Annotated in this window: 18 protein-coding genes and 1 tRNA gene; 2 read left to right on the top strand and 17 right to left on the bottom strand. The window is 59.3% G+C overall.

The window, feature by feature from the left end:
• Positions 1-56 precede the first annotated feature (56 nt).
• The 15 genes from der to VMY05_03515 all read right to left on the bottom strand — a co-directional run bounded on the left by der (position 57) and on the right by VMY05_03515 (position 14,481).
• Positions 57-1,367 (bottom strand): ribosome biogenesis GTPase Der, encoded by a 1,311-nt coding sequence (der, locus tag VMY05_03585; protein HUV30160.1) that lies wholly within the window; start codon positions 1,365-1,367, stop codon positions 57-59.
• Positions 1,364-2,647 (bottom strand): DUF512 domain-containing protein, encoded by a 1,284-nt coding sequence (locus VMY05_03580; protein HUV30159.1) that lies wholly within the window; start codon positions 2,645-2,647, stop codon positions 1,364-1,366. Before VMY05_03580 ends, der begins: the two co-directional genes overlap by 4 nt.
• A gap of 25 nt (positions 2,648-2,672) precedes the next feature.
• Positions 2,673-2,744: transfer RNA gene (locus VMY05_03575), tRNA-Gly, on the bottom strand.
• Positions 2,745-2,817: 73 nt separating this feature from the next.
• Entirely contained in the window at positions 2,818-3,552 is a 735-nt protein-coding gene (gene tatC, locus VMY05_03570) for a twin-arginine translocase subunit TatC (GenBank protein ID HUV30158.1), read from the bottom strand.
• Between the two features lie 47 nt (positions 3,553-3,599).
• Complete coding sequence (gene nrdR / locus VMY05_03565) at positions 3,600-4,049, bottom strand: transcriptional regulator NrdR (protein ID HUV30157.1); 450 nt, start codon at positions 4,047-4,049, stop codon at positions 3,600-3,602.
• Between the two features lie 3 nt (positions 4,050-4,052).
• Complete coding sequence (locus VMY05_03560) at positions 4,053-6,401, bottom strand: tetratricopeptide repeat protein (GenBank protein HUV30156.1); 2,349 nt, start codon at positions 6,399-6,401, stop codon at positions 4,053-4,055.
• A 72-nt stretch (positions 6,402-6,473) separates the two neighbouring features.
• On the bottom strand, positions 6,474-6,794 hold the full coding sequence (gene cutA, locus VMY05_03555; protein ID HUV30155.1) for a divalent-cation tolerance protein CutA: 321 nt from the start codon (positions 6,792-6,794) through the stop codon (positions 6,474-6,476).
• Positions 6,794-7,102 carry an MTH1187 family thiamine-binding protein gene (locus VMY05_03550; protein HUV30154.1) on the bottom strand — a complete coding sequence of 103 codons (309 nt, stop codon included), beginning with the start codon at positions 7,100-7,102 and terminating at the stop codon, positions 6,794-6,796. Before VMY05_03550 ends, cutA begins: the two co-directional genes overlap by 1 nt.
• Positions 7,103-7,104: 2 nt before the next feature.
• Positions 7,105-8,361: a serine hydroxymethyltransferase gene (gene glyA / locus VMY05_03545; protein ID HUV30153.1), complete on the bottom strand. Its 1,257-nt coding sequence runs from the start codon at positions 8,359-8,361 to the stop codon at positions 7,105-7,107.
• 162 nt (positions 8,362-8,523) lie between these two features.
• Complete coding sequence (rpiB, locus tag VMY05_03540; protein HUV30152.1) at positions 8,524-8,985, bottom strand: ribose 5-phosphate isomerase B; 462 nt, start codon at positions 8,983-8,985, stop codon at positions 8,524-8,526.
• Complete coding sequence (locus tag VMY05_03535; GenBank protein HUV30151.1) at positions 8,986-9,930, bottom strand: branched-chain amino acid transaminase; 945 nt, start codon at positions 9,928-9,930, stop codon at positions 8,986-8,988.
• A 170-nt stretch (positions 9,931-10,100) separates the two neighbouring features.
• Positions 10,101-11,243 carry an acyl-CoA dehydrogenase family protein gene (locus VMY05_03530; protein ID HUV30150.1) on the bottom strand — a complete coding sequence of 381 codons (1,143 nt, stop codon included), beginning with the start codon at positions 11,241-11,243 and terminating at the stop codon, positions 10,101-10,103.
• Between the two features lie 3 nt (positions 11,244-11,246).
• Complete coding sequence (locus tag VMY05_03525) at positions 11,247-12,389, bottom strand: acyl-CoA dehydrogenase family protein (GenBank protein ID HUV30149.1); 1,143 nt, start codon at positions 12,387-12,389, stop codon at positions 11,247-11,249.
• Between the two features lie 11 nt (positions 12,390-12,400).
• On the bottom strand, positions 12,401-13,264 hold the full coding sequence (locus tag VMY05_03520) for a 3-hydroxybutyryl-CoA dehydrogenase (GenBank protein HUV30148.1): 864 nt from the start codon (positions 13,262-13,264) through the stop codon (positions 12,401-12,403).
• 26 nt (positions 13,265-13,290) lie between these two features.
• Positions 13,291-14,481 carry an acetyl-CoA C-acetyltransferase gene (locus VMY05_03515; GenBank protein ID HUV30147.1) on the bottom strand — a complete coding sequence of 397 codons (1,191 nt, stop codon included), beginning with the start codon at positions 14,479-14,481 and terminating at the stop codon, positions 13,291-13,293.
• 411 nt (positions 14,482-14,892) lie between these two features.
• Between VMY05_03515 and VMY05_03510 the strand changes: the two genes are divergently transcribed.
• Both VMY05_03510 and VMY05_03505 read left to right on the top strand, forming a co-directional pair.
• Positions 14,893-15,504 (top strand): outer membrane beta-barrel protein, encoded by a 612-nt coding sequence (locus VMY05_03510; protein HUV30146.1) that lies wholly within the window; start codon positions 14,893-14,895, stop codon positions 15,502-15,504.
• A gap of 144 nt (positions 15,505-15,648) precedes the next feature.
• Positions 15,649-16,245, top strand: a complete 597-nt coding sequence (locus VMY05_03505; GenBank protein ID HUV30145.1) for a hypothetical protein — start codon at positions 15,649-15,651, stop codon at positions 16,243-16,245.
• 100 nt (positions 16,246-16,345) lie between these two features.
• Here the strand turns inward: VMY05_03505 and VMY05_03500 are convergent, their stop codons facing one another.
• Together VMY05_03500 and VMY05_03495 are read right to left on the bottom strand one after the other, a co-directional pair.
• A complete protein-coding gene (locus VMY05_03500) occupies positions 16,346-16,843 on the bottom strand; it encodes an acetyl-CoA carboxylase biotin carboxyl carrier protein subunit (GenBank protein HUV30144.1) in 498 nt (165 codons plus the stop codon).
• Positions 16,836-18,356, bottom strand: coding sequence for an acetyl-CoA carboxylase biotin carboxylase subunit (locus VMY05_03495; GenBank protein ID HUV30143.1), 1,521 nt, complete (start codon positions 18,354-18,356; stop codon positions 16,836-16,838). The genes VMY05_03500 and VMY05_03495 overlap by 8 nt, the downstream gene beginning before the upstream one ends.
• Between the last annotated feature and the right edge of the window lies 1 nt (position 18,357).

The following is an 18,357-nucleotide window of genomic DNA, read 5'->3' as shown; positions in this document are numbered from 1 at the left end:
GCAGAACACGGCCGCGCGCACTTCACAAACGGCGGCCCGAAGATCAGGGCACGGGGTCACTTTTGACGGCACTTGATGCGGATCGGCACGCCCTCAAAACCGTACTGCAGCCGAAGCTGGTTGGAAAGGTACTGAAGATATGCCTTGTCGACCAGTTGGGGATGGTTGGCGAAGAACACAAAGGTCGGCGGCGCCACCTCGGTCTGGGTGACGTACTTAAAGCGGATAAATTTACGTTCCTTTGCCGGGGGTTTCTTGCGGGCGTAGACCCGCTGCAGAAAGTCGTTAAGCAGCGGCGTTGGGATGCGGCGATTGAACTCCTGGTACACGCGATCGACAACCGTCATCACCCTGACCAAACGTTGACCGGACAGCGCCGACACGTACACAATCGGAAGGAAGGCGAACTTGGCCAACTGCCGGTTGATGTCCTTCGTGAAGCGGTCGGCCGTAAGACTGTCCTTCTCAACCAAGTCCCACTTGTTCACGGCCAGCACCGCCGCCCGCCGGCAATGAAGAACCTGCGAGAGGATACGCTGGTCCTGCACCGTCACGCCCTCCGAACCGTCCACCAGCACTACCGCGACATCACAGCCCTCGATGGCTCTGGTGGCGCGAAGGTTGGTGTAAAACTCAATGTTCTCCTGCACTTTGTAACTGCGGCGAAGTCCAGCCGTATCTATCAGGCAGTACTGGCGGCCTTCCAGCTCGAACGGCGTGTCGACGGCATCCCGGGTGGTTCCGGCTTCGCCCGATACGATCAGCCGGTTTTCCCCCAACAGCGTGTTGATGAATGAGGATTTGCCGACGTTGGGCCGTCCTACCACGGCCACCCGGATAACGCCCTCGGCCGGCTTCTCTTCCTTCTTGCCGGCTATCCGCCTGACAACCTCGTCCAGCAGATCGCCCACGCCCAGCCCACCGGTTGCCGATACGGCGTATGCGTCACCCAGGCCCAGTTTCACGAAGCCGAAAACGTCGCTGTCGAACGTATCATTGTCCGCCTTGTTGACCACCAGGATGTTGTCTTTGTGCGCTTTCAGCAGCGCCTGGGCCAGTCTGCGGTCAGCCTCGTCAAGGCCCGTCTGCACGTCCACCATGAGCAGCACCAGGTCCGCCTCGTGGACGGCAAACTCGGACTGATCCAGAATCAGTCGTTCCATCGCGTCTTTCGAATCCGGCACCATGCCGCCGGTGTCGATCAGCCGGAACTTTACACCGTTCCAGTCACAGGCGGCGTAGTTGCGGTCTCGGGTGACTCCCGATTCGGCATCCACGACGGCCAGGCGCTTCTTGAGAAAACGATTGAACAGGGATGACTTGCCAACGTTCGGCCGCCCGATTATGGCCACTACCGGGATACTCAAGAGAACGCCTCCCTGATCGTCTGCGCGAGGTTATAGCGACCGACCAGCACCGGTTTGCCCAGTCTCTCCCGGAACTCCGCCAGAGACAAATCGTCGAGAAAGAGCTGGTCGGCGTTCAGGCAGTTCGGCGGAAGCGCGACCAGATCGTATTGGTCGGCCGTGTCCGTTGCATCCTGCAGCAGGTCCTGCCCGGTCAGCAGTCCCGTAACCGTGACCGTCTCGCCCCAGAACCGGTTGAACACGCGGTGCAGACTGAGGTTCAAACCGAGCGTCTCCGTGACATACGGCAATATCTCTTCGGACAGAAACGGGTACGCGGAACAGCCGGTCAACATCATCACGCGGCTGTCCGACCGTATTCCTTTCAGCCTGCTGCGACGACGGTTAAACCCTGTCATGAACTCCCGGGCCATGCCGACTCCGTTCTCAAACTGGGGCATGTCCTCGTAGACGTGCCGGGGCGGGAAAGCTCGCCCGGCGGCCACATAGAATTCATCGGCCGGCCAGACAAACCGGCTGCCGGTCCGGGCATGGAACCCGGCCTGGCGTGTTTCGATGTAGTCGATAATCTCCCCGGCCTCCTGCGCGGTGTACGTGCGCAGCGGCGGCAGGCCCTCGCGGTATCTGGTCAGCCCTACCGGCACGACGGCCAGCGACGCCACGCCCGGGTGGAGCGCGGCCAGATCGTCGACCGTCTGCTCGAAATACCGGCCGTCGTTGATCGAGGGGCACAGCACCACCTGGCTGTGTATCGTGATGCCGTTGTCGGTTAGGCGGCAAAGGCGCGGCAGGATCGGACTCAGGCGGTCGTTGCGAAGCATCGACCGGCGAAGCGCGTCGTCGGTGGCATGCACCGAGACGTACAGGGGCGACAGGCGTTGCTCAATTATCCGCGCCAGGTCGCTCTCTGAAACGTTGGACAGCGTCACGTAATTGCCGTGCGTGAACGACAGCCGGTAGTCCTCGTCCCGGACGTACAGCGCCGGACGCATCCCTTTCGGCTGCTGCGAGACAAAGCAGAAGATGCAGTCGCAGTTGCAGTGCCGAATCCTGTGATCGTCGAACGTCAACCCCAGGTGCGCGGCCGTCGGCTCGACGAACTCAAAGTCCGTCTGCCGCCCGCGCGGATCGGCGAAGGTGAGCCTGACCCGCTCGTCGGTCACCCTGTAGTGGAAATCGATCACGTCGAGCACCTTGCGGCCGTTTACGCTCACCAGCCGGTAACCGGGCCTGACCCGGCCGAAAAGCGGCGAGGCCCGCTCTATGCTGACCACTTTCATGTCGTTATTCAACGGCAATAAAAAAAGCGGGCGATGGGGGTCGAACCCACGACGTCAAGCTTGGGAAGCTTGCATTCTACCACTGAATTACGCCCGCTGGTAAAACTCACCTGAAATCTAACCCCCCGGCTATAATTTGTCAACAAACATACCGCGCCGGGCGTCACCGGCTACGTCCGCCGGCCGGTCAGGTACACTACTACAATGGAAATCTCGTACAGCAGGTAGATCGGGACGGCCAGCAGGACCTGCGTGAAAACGTCCGGGGGCGTGATGATCGCCGCCACCACCAGAATCAGGACAGCGGCATACCGGCGGCCTTTGGCCAGCCCCCGGCTGCTGATAAGCCCGATCCGCCCCAGAATGTAGCTCACGATAGGCAGTTGAAAGGCAAAGCCGAAGGCCAGGAGCAGCAGGCCCGCAAAACTGATGTAACTTCCGATGGTGATGTAATTTATGACCAACTCGCCGCCGAACCCGATCAGGAACCGCAGCGCAATCGGCAGCACCACGACAAAACAGAAGCCGCCCCCGATGACGAAAAGAACCGTCGAAATCAGCACCAGCGGCAGGATGACGATCTTCTCGCGGCGAAGCAGCCCCGGCGAGATGAACGCCCACATCTGGTAGAAGACCACCGGCAGAGCCGCCACCACCCCGGTGATCAGCGAAATCTTCAGGTAGGCGTAAAACGTCCCGGTCACCTGGATGTTGTGAAGCGGCGTGTCGCCGATCGGTATCTTGATGAGTTTGATAAGCTCGTCGGAAAAGTAGAACGCCGCGCCGGACATGACGACAACCGCCAGCAGGGACTTCAGGATGCGGCGGCGAAGTTCCTCGACGTGCTCCAGAAACGGCATGCCGCCGCCTTTGGTGGTGTCAGGCTGGTCTTCCGAGGTGGTCATTTGCAGCAAAAATCGATAAAAGGGGTCGTCAAGTCAACAGGGCCGGTTCACTCCAGCAGCTTTTTCATCTCGTCGAGAAACTCCGTCTTGTCCTTGAACTTGCGGTAGACCGAGGCAAACCGCACGTAGGCTATTTCATCGGCCTGCCGCAGGTTGTCCATGACCAGCTCGCCGATATCCTTGCTGGTGACCTCGTTTTTGCCCCGGGCGTGAAGTTCCGCCTCGATCCGGTCCACTATCGCCTGCATCTCATCGGAAGTCACCGGCCGCTTGTTGCAGGCCAGCTTGAGACCCTGCAACACTTTCCCCCGGTCGAACTGCTCCCGCCGGTTGTCCGACTTGAGCACGGTCAGTGTCCCCTGCTCCACGTACTCGAGGGTGGTGAACCTTTCCCCGCACTGAAGGCATTCGCGGCGGCGGCGTATGGCCCGCCCGTCCTGGTACGGCCGGCTGTCCACGACCTTATCTTCCTGGTGTCCGCAATGGGGGCATTTCATGGGTTACTTGCCTTCGGCCTTTTCCGCTGCGTGTATCTCGGCAAGAGCGGCCTCTATGACGTCGCGCCCATGTGCAAGGCCGTGACGGTCGAGGACGGCCTTGGCCTGTTCCAAATACTCCAGCGCGTTCGCGGGATCCCCCTTCGCCTTGTAGATCACCCCGATGTTGGCCAGGCCAAGCGCCTCACACTTGGGATAGCCAATCTCACGAGCTATCTTCAACCCTTCCGATTCATACTCCACCGCGCCGTCAAAATCGCTCTTATCCAGATAGATCAGACCGATGTTGCACAAGACCTCCGCCTCAGCGTGACGATTGCCTATCTCACGAAATACCCCCAGCGATTCGTCGTAATACTCGAGCGCCCGGTCAGGATCATTCTTTTCCCGATAGGCCACACCGATGTTGGTCAACTGGCCCGCCTCCTCCCAACGATCGCCGATCTCACGAGCTATCTTCAACGCTGCCTCATGGTACTTGAGCGCTTCGTCAAGATCACCCGCTTCAGCGTAGAGCACACCGATCTTCCCCAGGCAACCCGCCTCACCCTGACGATCGCCCATCTCACGACCTATATTCAACGCTTTCACTAGATATTCGTACGCCCGTTCAGGATCACGCCCGGCGTGATAGATGTCGGCAACGTTGCACAGGTCCTGCGCCTCACCCTGACGATCGCCGATTTCACGACGTATCTTCAATGCTTTTCCCAGGTACTTCAGCGCTCGCTCAGGGTCACCTTTATCCCGATAGACAAGACCGATGTTGGCCAGTCGATGCGCCTCACCCATACGATAGCCGATCTTACGATCTATCTTGAGTGCTTCTTCGCAATACTCCAGCGCCCGATCAGGTTCACCCTTATCTTCAAGGAAAACCGAGCCGATGTGGTTCAGAACAGCTGCCTCATTGAAACGATCGCCAATCTCACGAAACATCATCAACGCTTTTTCGTAGTACTCGAGCGCCCGGTCAGATTCACCTTTCGCGTAGTAACAGTGACCGATCTCGCGCAGATCATATGCCTCACCCAGACGATCGCCAATCTCGCGACGTATACTCAACGCTCTCTGGTGATACTCTAGCGCCCGCTCGGCATCACCCTGCACCTGACAGACCAGTCCGATCTTGGTTAGAGCAGCTACCATTCCCACATCGCCCTGACGGGAATTCAGCGCAGAAGCTGCCTCCACTGCCGCCTCAAAATACGCCAACTCCCGGTCGTAATCACCCTGGGCCTCATAGATCTTCGCGACGTGGGCCAGGTCAACCATCTCACCCCCGCGATCGCCGATCTCACGACGTATCTTCAACGCCTCTTCCAGGTACTCCAGCGCTTGCTCAGGATCACCTTTGTCCCGATAGACAAGACCGATGTTGGCGAGTCGATGCGCCTCACCCTTACGATAGCCGATCTCACGATCTATCTTCAACGCGTCTTCGTAGTATTTCAGCGCCCGATCAGCATCACCTTTCTGGTGGTAGGCCCCACCGATGTTGCCAATAGTCATCGCCACACCCCTACGATAGCCGATCTCGCTGAACATCTCCAGCGCGTCCTGTAGATACTTCTGCCCGCGGTCAGGATCGCCCTCCATGAGATAGACCTGCGCAATGTTGCCCAGTTGATTCGCCTCATTCAGACGATCGCCTATCTTACGATATATCTTCAGGGCTTTCTTGGAGTACTTCAGGATCCGGTCAGGGTCACCTTCGGTATAATTGACCTTGCCAATGCTCCTCAGGTCACTCGCCTCACCCTGGCGACAACCGATCTTCCGATCTATTTTCAACGCTTTCTCGTAATACTCCAGCGCGCGTTCGGCATCGCCCTTATCCTGGTAGATCAGACCGACGTTACACAGTTGAGCCGCCTCACCCTCACGATAACCAGTCTCACGATCTATCTCCAACGCTCTCTCGAAATACTCCAGCGCCCGGTCACGTTCGTTCTTGGCTCGATAAATCAGACCGATGTTACCGCTCGCCGCCGCTACAGCCTCCCGGCCCCCCTGGTTCTCTACTTGATCAAGAACGACGTTGAAGTAGTGCAGCGCGTTGTCGAATCGGTCCCGGCTGTATTCCACGTTACCTATCTTGACAAGAGTAGACAGTTCGAACAACTCACCCTGATCAAGATGCTTGCGGACTTCTGCTTCGATTGTATCGAAATTCTCCGGGACCTCGATAATCACGTCGGACCTGAGTTGCTCAGGGATCTTCTCAAGAGTTTTGTCGAGCGCCTCGAGTAACTCGACACTGATGTCCTGCTCCTGCTCAACCTGGCCGGATGCACTGCCGACGTGCAACAGCAAAGCAAGCAATACTGCACCGAACGCAACTCCAGCCACGCGCCACCTTGGGCGCTTGCACCATTTCTGCTTCTCCCCGGCACCCATCGATGCCCCCTTGCTATGTGGTTATTAGCTCTTCCCCGTCTCTTCTATGACCCAGTTGATGTAGTCAGGCAGGCCCTCGGCCACGGGCACGGTGATGATCTCCGGGATGTCGTAGGGATGGTTCTCCCTGACGTACTCGATGAGGCGGTCGACGCGCGCCTGCGTGGTCTTGATGATCATGAGGGCTTCCTCGTCGGACTGCACCTCGTTGTTCCACCAGAAGAAGGAGTCGATATGGGGCACGATGTTGACACAGGCGGCCAGCCGCTCGGCCACGATCGCCCGCGCGAACTTCTTGACCTCGTCCCGGGGAACCGATATGAAGACGACCCGAATGTTCTCCATTACTTTTTCACCTCGCGTCCGAGTTTATGTTCAACAGATTCTATTTTTCCCGTCAGGCGATGGCGCGCCCCCTTGCGGTCATCGACAGTGATATTGATATACAGGCGGCTGTGCCGTCGCCGCAACATCAGCCGGGCACGGTTGATGACTTTCATCACCGGCTCCCATTCCCCCTCGATGATGGTCGACATGGCCGTCAGCCTGTACGGCAGGCCGGACCTGTCGATGATGTCGATCACCCGGGCCACGTCGGCCGAGGCCGAGGGGGTGCCCTTGGACGTCGGAAACATCGTCACCTGAAACAGCATGCTCACGCCTCCTCGAGCCGCTCCTGGTAGATGGGGAACTTCTTGCACAAGGCGGCGACCTCGGCGGCGATTGAAGCCAGGACCTCGTCGTCGCGGCGGTTCTGGATGGCGCGGTCGATCATATCGGCGATAATCGGCATCTCGGCGGTGGTCATGCCGCGCGTGGTGATGGCCGGGGTGCCGATGCGGATTCCGGAAGTGATGAACGGCTTTTCGGTGTCGAACGGGACGGTGTTCTTGTTGACCGTGATGCCGGCCTTGTCCAGCGCCTTTTCGACCCTGCTTCCGGTCAGTTTGGGCACGTCGAGAAACGACACCAGCATGAGGTGGGTATCGGTGCCGCCCGCGACCAGCCGGTAACCCCTGGCCTTGAGCGCCTCGGCCAGCGCCCTGGCGTTGTCCACGATCCGCTTCTGGTAGGCCTTGAACTCGTCGGTCAGGGCTTCCTTGAAAGCAACGGCCTTGGCGGCGATGATGTGCATGAGCGGCCCGCCCTGGATGCCGGGCATGACCATGCGATCCAGATCGGCGGCGTACTGTTCCTTGCACATGACCATGCCGCCGCGCGGCCCGCGCAGGGTCTTGTGCGTAGTGGTGGTGACGAAATCGGCGTACGGGATCGGCGAGGGATGCAGCCCGACGGCCACCATCCCGGCGATGTGGGCGATATCCACCATCATGTACGCCCCGCAGGCGTCGCAGGCCTCGCGAATTCTCTCAAAATCAAGGAAACGCGGATAGGCCGACGCCCCGGATACGATCATTTTCGGCTTCTCCTTTTTCGCCGTTTCGATCAGCTTGTCGTAGTCGATGACTTCAGTTTCTTTCTCGACCTGGTAGCCGACGAAATTGAACAGGAAGCCGGAAAAATTGATCGGGTGGCCATGAGTCAGGTGGCCGCCGTGGGTCAAATCCAGGCCCATGACCTTGTCGCCGGGCTTGAGGACAGTGAAATAGACGGCCATGTTGGCCTGCGACCCGGCGTGCGGCTGGACATTGGCATGGTCGCAGCCGAACAGTTGTTTGGCCCGGTCACGGGCAAGGTTCTCGGCAATGTCGACAAATTCGCAGCCGCCGTAGTACCGCTTGGCCGGGTAACCCTCGGCATACTTGTTCGTCATAACCCCGCCCGCCGCCTCCAGCACGGCCTCGGAAACGAAATTCTCCGAGGCGATCAATTCGAGCTTGGTCATCTCGCGATCGGTTTCTTTGACAATGGCGTCGTAAATTTCACGATCGACGTCTTTCAGATATGACATGGCTGGCTCCGTTTCTTTATTCAGGTACCGCCAAGGTAGGCAAAACGGCTTTGGGGGTCAATCTATTCCATACGGGCCCCTTGACCGGTCACCCGGCCTGAAAAAACACGGGCCGACCGGACGGTCGACCCGCAATATCAGGCACTTTGAAGCCGGGACGGGCTACTCCTTCGACACGTCGGCGGCGCTTTCCTCCTGCTGTCTGATCTTCTCCAGCCGCTGTACGTGCCGTCCGGCCTCAAACTCGGTGGTGAGAAACGTCGTGACAATGGCCTCGAGATCGCTTTCAGGCGTGTACTTGCTGGCAATCGTCAGGACGTTGGCGTCGTTGTGAAGGCGCGTCAGGCGGGCCTGGTCGGGACTGAGTGCCATGCCCGCCCGGATACCAGGAACCTTGTTGGCGGCGATGTTCATGCCGTTGCCGGTCCAGCAAACCGTTATGCCAAACCGGGCCTGACCGCTTCGAACCGCGCGCGCCACTTTCAGGCCGAAATCCGGGTAGTCCACCGACTCTTCCGAATCGGTACCGAAGTCGATCACCTCGTGACCGAGCTTCTCGAGTATGCCCTTGATCCGCGCCTTGAAGGCGTAGCCCTTGTGATCGGCGCCGACGGCCACCTTCATTTATACCGGTACTCCTTTGTACTCCGGCACGTACGTCAGCCAGCCGTACTTGTCCTCGATCGCGCCGCTGACGATACCGAAGAAGGTCTGCTGGAGCTTCTTGGTGATCGGCCCGCACCTGCCGGTACCGACCTTGATATGGTCGATTGCGGATATCGGCGTGATCTCGGCCGCCGAGCCGGTGAAAAAGACCTCGTCGGCCAGGTACAGGGCCTCGCGCGGGACGTTCTGCTCGATGACCTTGATGCCCATATCCTCGGCCAGCCTGATGATGGACCGGCGAATGATGCCGGGAAGGATCGAGGCGGCAAAGGTCGGTGTAATCAGCACGCCGTTGCGGACGAGAAAGATGTTCTCGCCGGAGCCTTCCGAGACGTGACCGTAGACATCCAGGGCAATTCCCTCCACGTAGCCGTGGCTGATAGCCTCCATTTTGATAAGCTGGCTGTTCATGTAGTTGGCCCCGGCCTTGGCCATGGCGGGAAGCGTATTGGGAGCCATGCGGTTCCACGACGAGAAGCACACCGATACGCCCTTGTCAAGAGCCTCCGGGCCGAGGTACTGCCCCCACGGCCAGACGGCAATGCAGACGTCGATCGGGCAACGCGAGGGGTCCACCCCGAGACTGTTATATCCCCGGTAGACGACGGGGCGCACGTAGCACTCGTCCAGACGGTTGGCACCGATAATGTCGAGCGTGGCCTGGTCGATCTCTTCCGGCGTGAAGGGGATGTCCATGCGATAGATTTTTGCCGAATCGAACAGCCGAACGCTGTGATCCTTCAGGCGAAAACAGGCCGCTCCCCTGGGTGTCTTGTACGCGCGCATGCCCTCGAACACCGACGAGCCGTAGTGGACCACGTGCGAGAGGACGTGGATTTTGGCATCGTCCCACTTGACGAACTTACCGTTCATCCAGATGTATTCGGTCTTATTGAACGCCATATGGATACCTCAAGAGCAAGATGATTAGATGCACCGTTTTAGTCATGATACAAAATACCGGCCTGAGGTTCAAACAAATTCGCGTCGGCCGGAGCACCGCCCGAAGCAAAAAGCCCGCCGGAGACGGGCAATGCCGCCCCGGCGGGCATGGTTGATTCTATGGGCAGCTGTCACACCTTCAACGACTTGAGCAGGTACCGGGCGATGACCAGCCGTTGAATCTCGGACGTCCCCTCCCCAATCTCGCAAAGCTTGACATCGCGCCAGATACGCTCGGCCGGGTACCGGCCGGTGCTGATGCCGACGGCGCCAAGGATGCCGATGGCGGTGGCGGCCGCGCGAGTGGCCACTTCCGAGGCGTACAGCTTGGCCATGGCCGAATAATGACCGTACGGCACTCCGGCGTCCTTCATGCAGGAGCATTCGTACAGGAGCTGCCGGGCGGCCTCCAGTTCCGTCGCCATGTCGGCCAGCTTGTGCTGGATCGCCTGATTGTAGCTGATCGGTTTGCCGAACTGTACGCGATCCGCCGAGTACCTGAGCGCGCACTCGAAGGCCCCCTGGCCGAGGCCCAGGGCCATGGCGCCGATAGATATCCGGCCTCCGTCCAGGGTGATCAACATCTGCTTGAACCCCTGCCCGACGTCGCCGAGCTGCGCATCCAGGGGCACGCGCAGATCATCGAAATGAAGAAACGCCGTGTCCGAACCCCGCAGGCCCAGTTTGTTTTCCTTCTTGCCGACCGAGTAGCCTTCCCAGTCTTTGTCAAGAATGAAACAGGTGATACGCTTGTCCTCGAGATCCTCGGACGTGCGCGCGGAAGCAATCGTGGCGAAGGCCTTGGTGGCCGACGTTATCCAGCACTTGCAGCCGTTGATGACCCAGTGTTCGTTTTCACGGCGGGCCATGGTGCGCGTGCCGCCGGCATCGGACCCGGCCTCCGGCTCCGAAAGGCCGAAGGCGATCAGCTCCCCCTGCGCGGCACGCGGCAGGTACTTCTGCCTCTGTTGCTCGGAGCCGAACTCCAGGATGGGTAAACAGCCCAGCGAATTGTGCGCCGCCAGCATAATGCCGGTGGACCCGCATACGCGCGAGGCCTCCTCGACCGCTATGGTGTAGGTCAACGTGTCGGTAGGGCGACCGCCGTATTTCTCGGGCACGAGCATACTGAGCAGCCCCATGTCGGTCAGCGGCTTCATGTGCTCGTCGGGAAACCGTTGTTCAAGGTCAAGCGTCGCGGCGACCGGCTTGACGGTTTCCTCCATGAACGCCCGGATTTTTTCGCGGTATTCCAGGTGCTTCTTTTCCAGCAACGCTCACTCCCTCAAGAGATCCCTCGAAATGACCATGCGCTGGGCTTCCGAGGTACCTTCGTAAAGTTCCGTCACGCGCGCATCGCGGAAATACCGCTCCACGGCGTACTCCTTGATGTAGCCGTACCCTCCGTGAATCTGCAGGGCTTCATTACAGACGAAGTTGGCCATGGTGGAACAAAACAGCTTAGCCATGGACGACTCACGGTGGCACGGTTCCCCGGCATCCTTGAGCTGCACCGCGCGGTACGCCAGCAACCTGCCGGCGTCGATCTTCATCGCCATGTCAGCCAGCTTGAACTGAATGGCCTGGAAGTTGGCGATCGGCTGGTCAAACTGCCGGCGCTCCTTGGAGTACTTGATGGCTTCGCTCAAAGCCGCCTGGGCAATGCCGATGGACTGGAAGGCCACCCCGATACGGCCGGAATTCAGGATGCTCACGGCCATACGAAAACCCTCGCGGGGTTTCCCCAGAAGATTCCCTTTTGGAATCACGACATCCGCGAAGTTCACCTCGCGCGTGTCTGAGGCCCTCAACCCGCATTTCTTCTCGGGCTGGCCGAGCGTCATCCCGTCAAGGCCGCCGTCGACCACAAAACAGGAGATACCCTTGCGCCCCTCCTCCGGGTGCGTCTTGGCGAAGACGATATACACACCGGCGAAGTTCGCGTTGGTGACAAACGTCTTCGTGCCGTTGAGCACCCAGGAGTCGCCCTTTTCGACGGCCGTCATACTCAGCGAGGCGATGTCGGTACCGGCCTGCGGTTCCGTGATGCAGTAGGCGCCGATCTTCTCTCCGGTCGCCATAAGCGGCAGGTACTTCTGTTTGAGCTCCTCAGAGCCGTACAGCTTGATGATCTCGCAGACCAGGGAGTTGTGAACCGAGAGCATGATGCCGAAGCCAGCGCAGGCCGCGCAGATCTCTTCGAGCACCCCCATGAAGGAGGTGGCACTGAGTTCGAGACCGCCGTACTTCTCGGGAGCGGTGAACCCGAAATAACCGAGTTCCGCACATTCCTTGATCAGTTCCGGCGGCGTCTGTTCCTTCTCGTCCATTTCCATGGCGATCGGGTAGAGACGTTTCTCAGCCAATTCCCGGGCCGTCATCTTAAGCTCAAGGTCATCTTCGGACAACTTGAAATCCATAGACCGACTCCTTACTTGCTGTAGTCGTAGAATCCGCGACCGGTCTTGCGGCCAAGGTAGCCGGCCTGAACCATCTTCCGCAGGAGCGGGCACGGACGGTACTTGGGATCGCCCAACCCGTCGTGCATCACTTCCAGAATGGCCAGGCAGACGTCAAGGCCGATAAAATCGGCCAGTGTCAGCGGTCCCATCGGATGCCCCATCCCCAGCTTCATCACCTCGTCGATGGCCTCAATCGTACCGACACCCTCCATGTGGGCGTAGATCGCCTCGTTGATCATCGGCAACAGGATGCGGTTCGCGATGAACCCGGGGAAATCGTTGGCCTCCACCGGCACCTTGCCGAGCTTCTTTGCTAACTCCGCGATGACGTTACACGTTTCATCCGAGGTGGCAATACCGCGAATCAGCTCAACCAGCTTCATCATCGGCACGGGGTTCATGAAGTGCATACCGATAAACTGGGCCGGTCGCTTGGTCGCCGCGGCCAGCCGGGTTATCGGCAACGATGACGTGTTGGAAGCAAACAGCGTATCAGGGCCGCAGATACCCTCAAGCTCCTGAAACAGCTTCAGCTTCAGGTCCAATTGTTCCGTGACGGCCTCAATGACCAGTTGTGAACCGGAGGCAGACTTGAGATCAGTTGAGGTCTTGATTCGGCCGAGGGTCTCGGTCTTCACAGCCTCCGTGATCTTCTCCTTTTTCACCATCCGGTCAAGGCTCTTGGTAATGGTCGCCAGAGCACGATCCAGGTACGCCTGATCTACTTCCATCAGGTTCACGGCGTACCCGGTCTGGGCAAACACCTGGGCAATCCCGTTGCCCATAGTGCCGGCGCCGATGATTGACACCGTCTTGATATCCTCTAACTTCACGTTCGTTCCCTCCACGACTGTGGTTATTAGCTAAGCTCAATAGCCATCGCAACGGCGTTGCCGCCGCCAAGGCAGAGCGTGGCCAGGCCGGTCTTGAGTCCTCGATCCTTCAGCGCGTAGATCAGCGTGGTCAGGATACGGGTGCCGGAGGCGCCGATCGGATGGCCGAGAGCCACCGCGCCGCCATGCACGTTGACGCGGTCCCAGTCCCACTTCAGACCGCGACCGTCCGTGACCGCCTGCGCCGAGAATGCCTCATTGGCTTCGATGAGGTCAAAGTAGTTGATGTCGACCTTCATCTTCTCCATCAGCTTCTGCACCGCATAGATCGGTGAGAAGAACAGGTCGATGGGCTCGGTACCGGCGACGGCGTACTCGATCACCCGCGCCAGCGGTGTAAGCCCGTTGTCCTTCATGTACTTCTCCGAGGCCACCACGCACGCCGCGCTGCCATCGTTGAGACCCGGAGCGTTCCCGGCCGTGACTGTCCCCTCCTTCTCGAATGCCGGACGCAGCTTGGCCAGTTTCTCGATGGAAATGTCGGCCCGCGGACACTCATCGACCTCGAAAATCACCGGATCGCCCTTGCGGCGCGGCACGCTGATAGGAAAGATCTCCTGCTTGAACTTGCCGGCCGTCTGCGCGGCAACCGCCTTCTGATGGGACTTAAAGGCGAATTCATCCTGGTCCTCGCGGGTCACGTTGGCCTTCTTGCGCGTGTACTCGGCGATGTTACCCATGTGAACGTCATTGAAAGAGTCCCACAGGCCGTCAGAGATCATGATGTCCTCGAGTTTCCGGTGACCGAACTTGGTGCCCGTTTTGGCCCCCCGGATGACATACGGCGTACTGGACATCGATTCCATGCCGCCGGCCAGAACGAGATTCTGGTCGCCGGCCCGAATCGACTGCGCTGCCAGCATAACGGCCTTGAGCCCTGAACCGCAGACTTTGTTGATCGTTATGGCCGGCACTTCAGCCGGAATGCCCCCGTGGATAGCCGCCTGACGGGCCGGCGCCTGACCGGCAGCTCCCTGAACTACTTGTCCCATAATGACTTCATCAAGGGCAGCGGGATCTATTTTGCCACGCTTGACGGCCTCTTTGACGGCAAAGGCACCGAGTTGCGGACCAGTGAAGCTGCCCAGGCCGCCGTGCAACGTGCCAATTGCTGACCGGCAGGCGGAGATGATATAAGCCTCGTCTCTTTTTGGCATCGAAGCCTCCTGATATAAGTGGATTTGTGCCGGACGATGTTTTTGCGCTATATAACGAATCGCGCGGGCAGGCGCAAGTGAATTTGTTCACAAATGTCGTCTCGGGGCGTCCTGTCCGACCGTCCCGTGGCCGCCAGAGGCCGAATTCCGCCGACGTGCAGCAGCAGGTAACACCGACCCCGCAACCCGGCAGAACCACTCAGTGTGCAAGTGCTGACTGCGCGAAATAACCTGTTCGCGGCCTTATGAACCATTCAGACTGAATTAGTCCGGTTTAATCCAGACCTTGCCCGTAGTTAATTGAGCCCCGGAGTATATCCGAGTTGCCTGACCACAGGCCGTTAAGGAATCGTCTCACTCGTCCGATTTATCTACAAACGCAGGTGGCACTCACGTTAACTGGAGGTAAAGATGAAGAAACTGCTTTTCACCGTACTCTTTCTGACGGTGTTTGCTGTCGCGGCCTGGGCGCAGGCGCCGCAGCCGTTCAGCCTCTATGCAGGCGGAGCACTGTCGCTGCCGGCCGCGCCCGACGGTTTCAAGGAGGGGTACAAGACCGGTTTCCACGGAAGCATAGGCTTTGGCTACAAAGCTGCTCCGAATACTCAGATAGTGGCCAAGGTGGAACATCACCAGTTCCCGATCGATTTTGACAGCAATCCCCTCCTCTCGACGCTGACGGGCGTCGAAGGCGGCGCGAACAAGATGTGGATGTTCGGTGTCGACGCACGGATGTCGTTTGCTCTTCCGTCCTCCCCGGTAAAGCCGTTCGTGCTTGGCGGCCTTGGAATGGCCAAGATCCAGCAGTCTGAGTTCTCCGGCTCCAACACTCTGGCTACCAGCACGCTCAACAGCCTGATCCAGGAAGACCAGAACAAGATGTACTTTAACCTCGGCGCCGGCGTCGAGCTAAAGGCAGGCCCGGCCTGGAGCCTGTTCGCGCAGCTGCGCTACGTCTCCATCGCCACGGAAGGAGAATCCTCCTCGTTCGTGCCGGTGACACTGGGAGTAAAGTTCTTCTAAGAGATTGTTATTCGGCAGTGCCAATACCGGGGCCGTCGGCCCCGGTATTTTTTTGTGCTTTGGGGTTCTATTTCAGGTCCTATTGGATATATTAGCGTTTGTGCCGGGCCGTCAGTCCGCGCCCGGCGCAGTGGAGGACTCACGTTGGCGCGGATACGGATATCCATTCTTTTCCTTCTTTGGCTGACCGGCTCGACGTCATGCCTGGCCGGGTCACGGGCCGCCCTGTATCTGGGTGGCGGCGGCAATCTTGCCGTCGGCGATCTTGGTGAACGCGCCGAGACCGGCTATCATGCCGGGCTTGGTGCCGGAGTGCCGTTAGCAGCCGTTCCGTCAGGCGGCATTGAGTTTATTCTCCGGGGCTTTTACCATCGATTGCTGTCGGATATAGACACCGAGGGAGATTTCTCCTTTGTTGCCGCCGGGGTTGATGTGAAAATAAGCTATCGGCAGAGAAACGGTTCCACGCTCTATCTGATTCTCGGCGGCGGCTACGCGAAAGCGCGCCGCGAACAGTTCATGTACCGGAGTACCGTGGCTACGGCCTCCGGACTCCGAATCATTGAGCGCCAGATCGAAAGCCGCTCGGAGAACGACTTTTACGCATCCCCCGGCTTCGGTGCCGAACTGGCCGCCGGTGGCCCGATCAGGCCCTTCATCGAGTTCAGATTCACCGATGTCTCGGGAACATATATATCAGATTACCAGTTTGTGACGGTCACCCTGGGGGTTAAAATCTAAGACGGCCGGGATCAATCGGGGGCTTTCCCGAAAGACGGCTGAGCACTGATCGGAACCGGCGGTCGCGGCCCGATTATCTAACTCAAGGTTTGAGTTGTGCTCACTCCTGGATGTCCAGCTCGATGAGCGGAGTCTCGGTGTCGACCTGCTGCTCGGCCTGGACGTTTATCGCCTTGATCCTGCCGCAGGCACGAGAGCTGACCGGGTTCTCCATCTTCATGGCTTCGACGATCACCAGCGGCTGCTTTTCCTTGACGGTGTCACCCACGTTCACCAGGATCTTGACGATCCTTCCGGGCATGGGGGCGAATATCTTGTCCTTGACCGCGGAGAGGTCAGCGCCACTTCCGGCAAATCCTTCGTCGCCGGGCTCGCGCAATTCGAGCTGGACGGAATCGATCTCGAGATAGCAGACTCCCTTGTTGAATTCCGCGGCGATGATCTTCTTCTGACCGTTGAGAGTTGCGGCGAACAGGTCCGTGCCGAGCGGATGTACCTCCACGAGCTTTTCGCCGACCCGTACTTCGTAAACCGCGCCGCGTTTCTCCGTGGAGCACTCAACGGCCTGACCGTCAAACACGAAGTCGTGCCTATGCATCAATCGAATCTCCTATCTGCCAGTGGCTAAGCGTTTCCCATGGAGAGGGCAGAGCTGTCCGGCCTTCGGCGGCAACGGCTGGTGCTTCACGGCCGGTCACGGACGCAACCGAGGCCACCGCGGCGGCCAGTTCCCTGTAGGCGGAGAGGTCGGTTGCCCGGTCGGCCATGTGCTGCTCAATAAAGCTGGTGAACGTCCTGCCGGCGGCGAACTCCTCGTGACGGAGGACGTCAACCATGAATTTCTTGGAGGTCTTCACTCCGAGAATCTTGTACTGGTGCAGGGCATCAATCATCTTGCGTATCGCCAGGGAACGATCCGGCGCGTGTACGATAAGCTTGGCCATAATCGGGTCGTAATCAATGGTGATATCAGTCCCGGTCGTCACCCCGGAATCCACGCGAATTCCCGGGCCGACCGGCTCGGAGTAGTGCAGGATTCGACCGGTCGAGGGAAGGAAGTCGTTCTCGCCATCCTCGGCGTAGATGCGACATTCAATGGCGTGCCCGCGCTGCACGAGATTGAACAGATGATCCGACAGGGGCAGTCCGGCCGCAATCTTGATCTGTTCAACCACGAGATCCACGCCGCAGACGAATTCGGTCACGGGATGCTCAACCTGGACACGCGTGTTCATCTCCAGAAAGTAGTAGCCGCCGCCTTCGTCCAAAAGAAACTCCACGGTCCCGGCGTTGGTGTAGTCGGCCGCTTTAGCCACCCTGACGGCGTCCTGGCCCATGCGGTTCCGCAGCTCCTCGTCGAGTGCCGTCGACGGTGACTCCTCGATGATCTTCTGGTGACGTCGCTGGATGGAACACTCGCGTTCGAACAGGTGCACGCAGTTGCCCTGGTGATCGGCCAGGACCTGGAATTCGATGTGCCTCGGATTGGTCAGGAACTTCTCGAGGTAAATGGTGTCGTCGCCGAAAGCGTTTCTGGCTTCGCGCTGAGCGGCCTCAAGTGCCGCCGGGAGGTCATCATCGGAGCGCACCACACGCATCCCCTTGCCGCCCCCGCCGGCGGCGGCCTTAACCAGCACCGGGTAGCCGATCTTCTCCGCCTCGCGCGCGAACGCTTCCGGGGATGACTCGCTGCTATTCATGCCCGGGATGATGGGCACCCCGGCGTCGGCCATCATCCGGCGTGAGATCACCTTGTTTCCCATCAGTTCGATGGCCTCGGCGCCGGGGCCGATAAAGGTGATCTTCTCATCGGCGCAGCGTTTCGCGAAGGCCGGGTTTTCGGCGAGAAAACCGTAGCCGGGATGTATGGCGTCGCACCCTGTTTGTTTGGCGGCGTCGATAATCTTGTCGATGTGCAGGTACGATTCGCCGGGCGGCGGCGGTCCGATACATACCGATTCGTCGGCCAGAAGCCGGTGCCTGCTGTTGGCGTCCGCCTCGGAGTAGATCGCAACGGTCGGAATCCCGAGCGTGCGACAGGCGTTAAGGACGCGCACAGCGATCTCCGAGCGGTTAGCGATGAGCACCTTTGCGAATAATCCGTCCGACATA

Source organism: Acidobacteriota bacterium, from assembly GCA_035529075.1.
GTDB lineage: Bacteria > Zixibacteria > MSB-5A5 > GN15 > FEB-12 > DATKXK01.
This window is presented reverse-complemented; position numbering and strand designations above follow the sequence as displayed.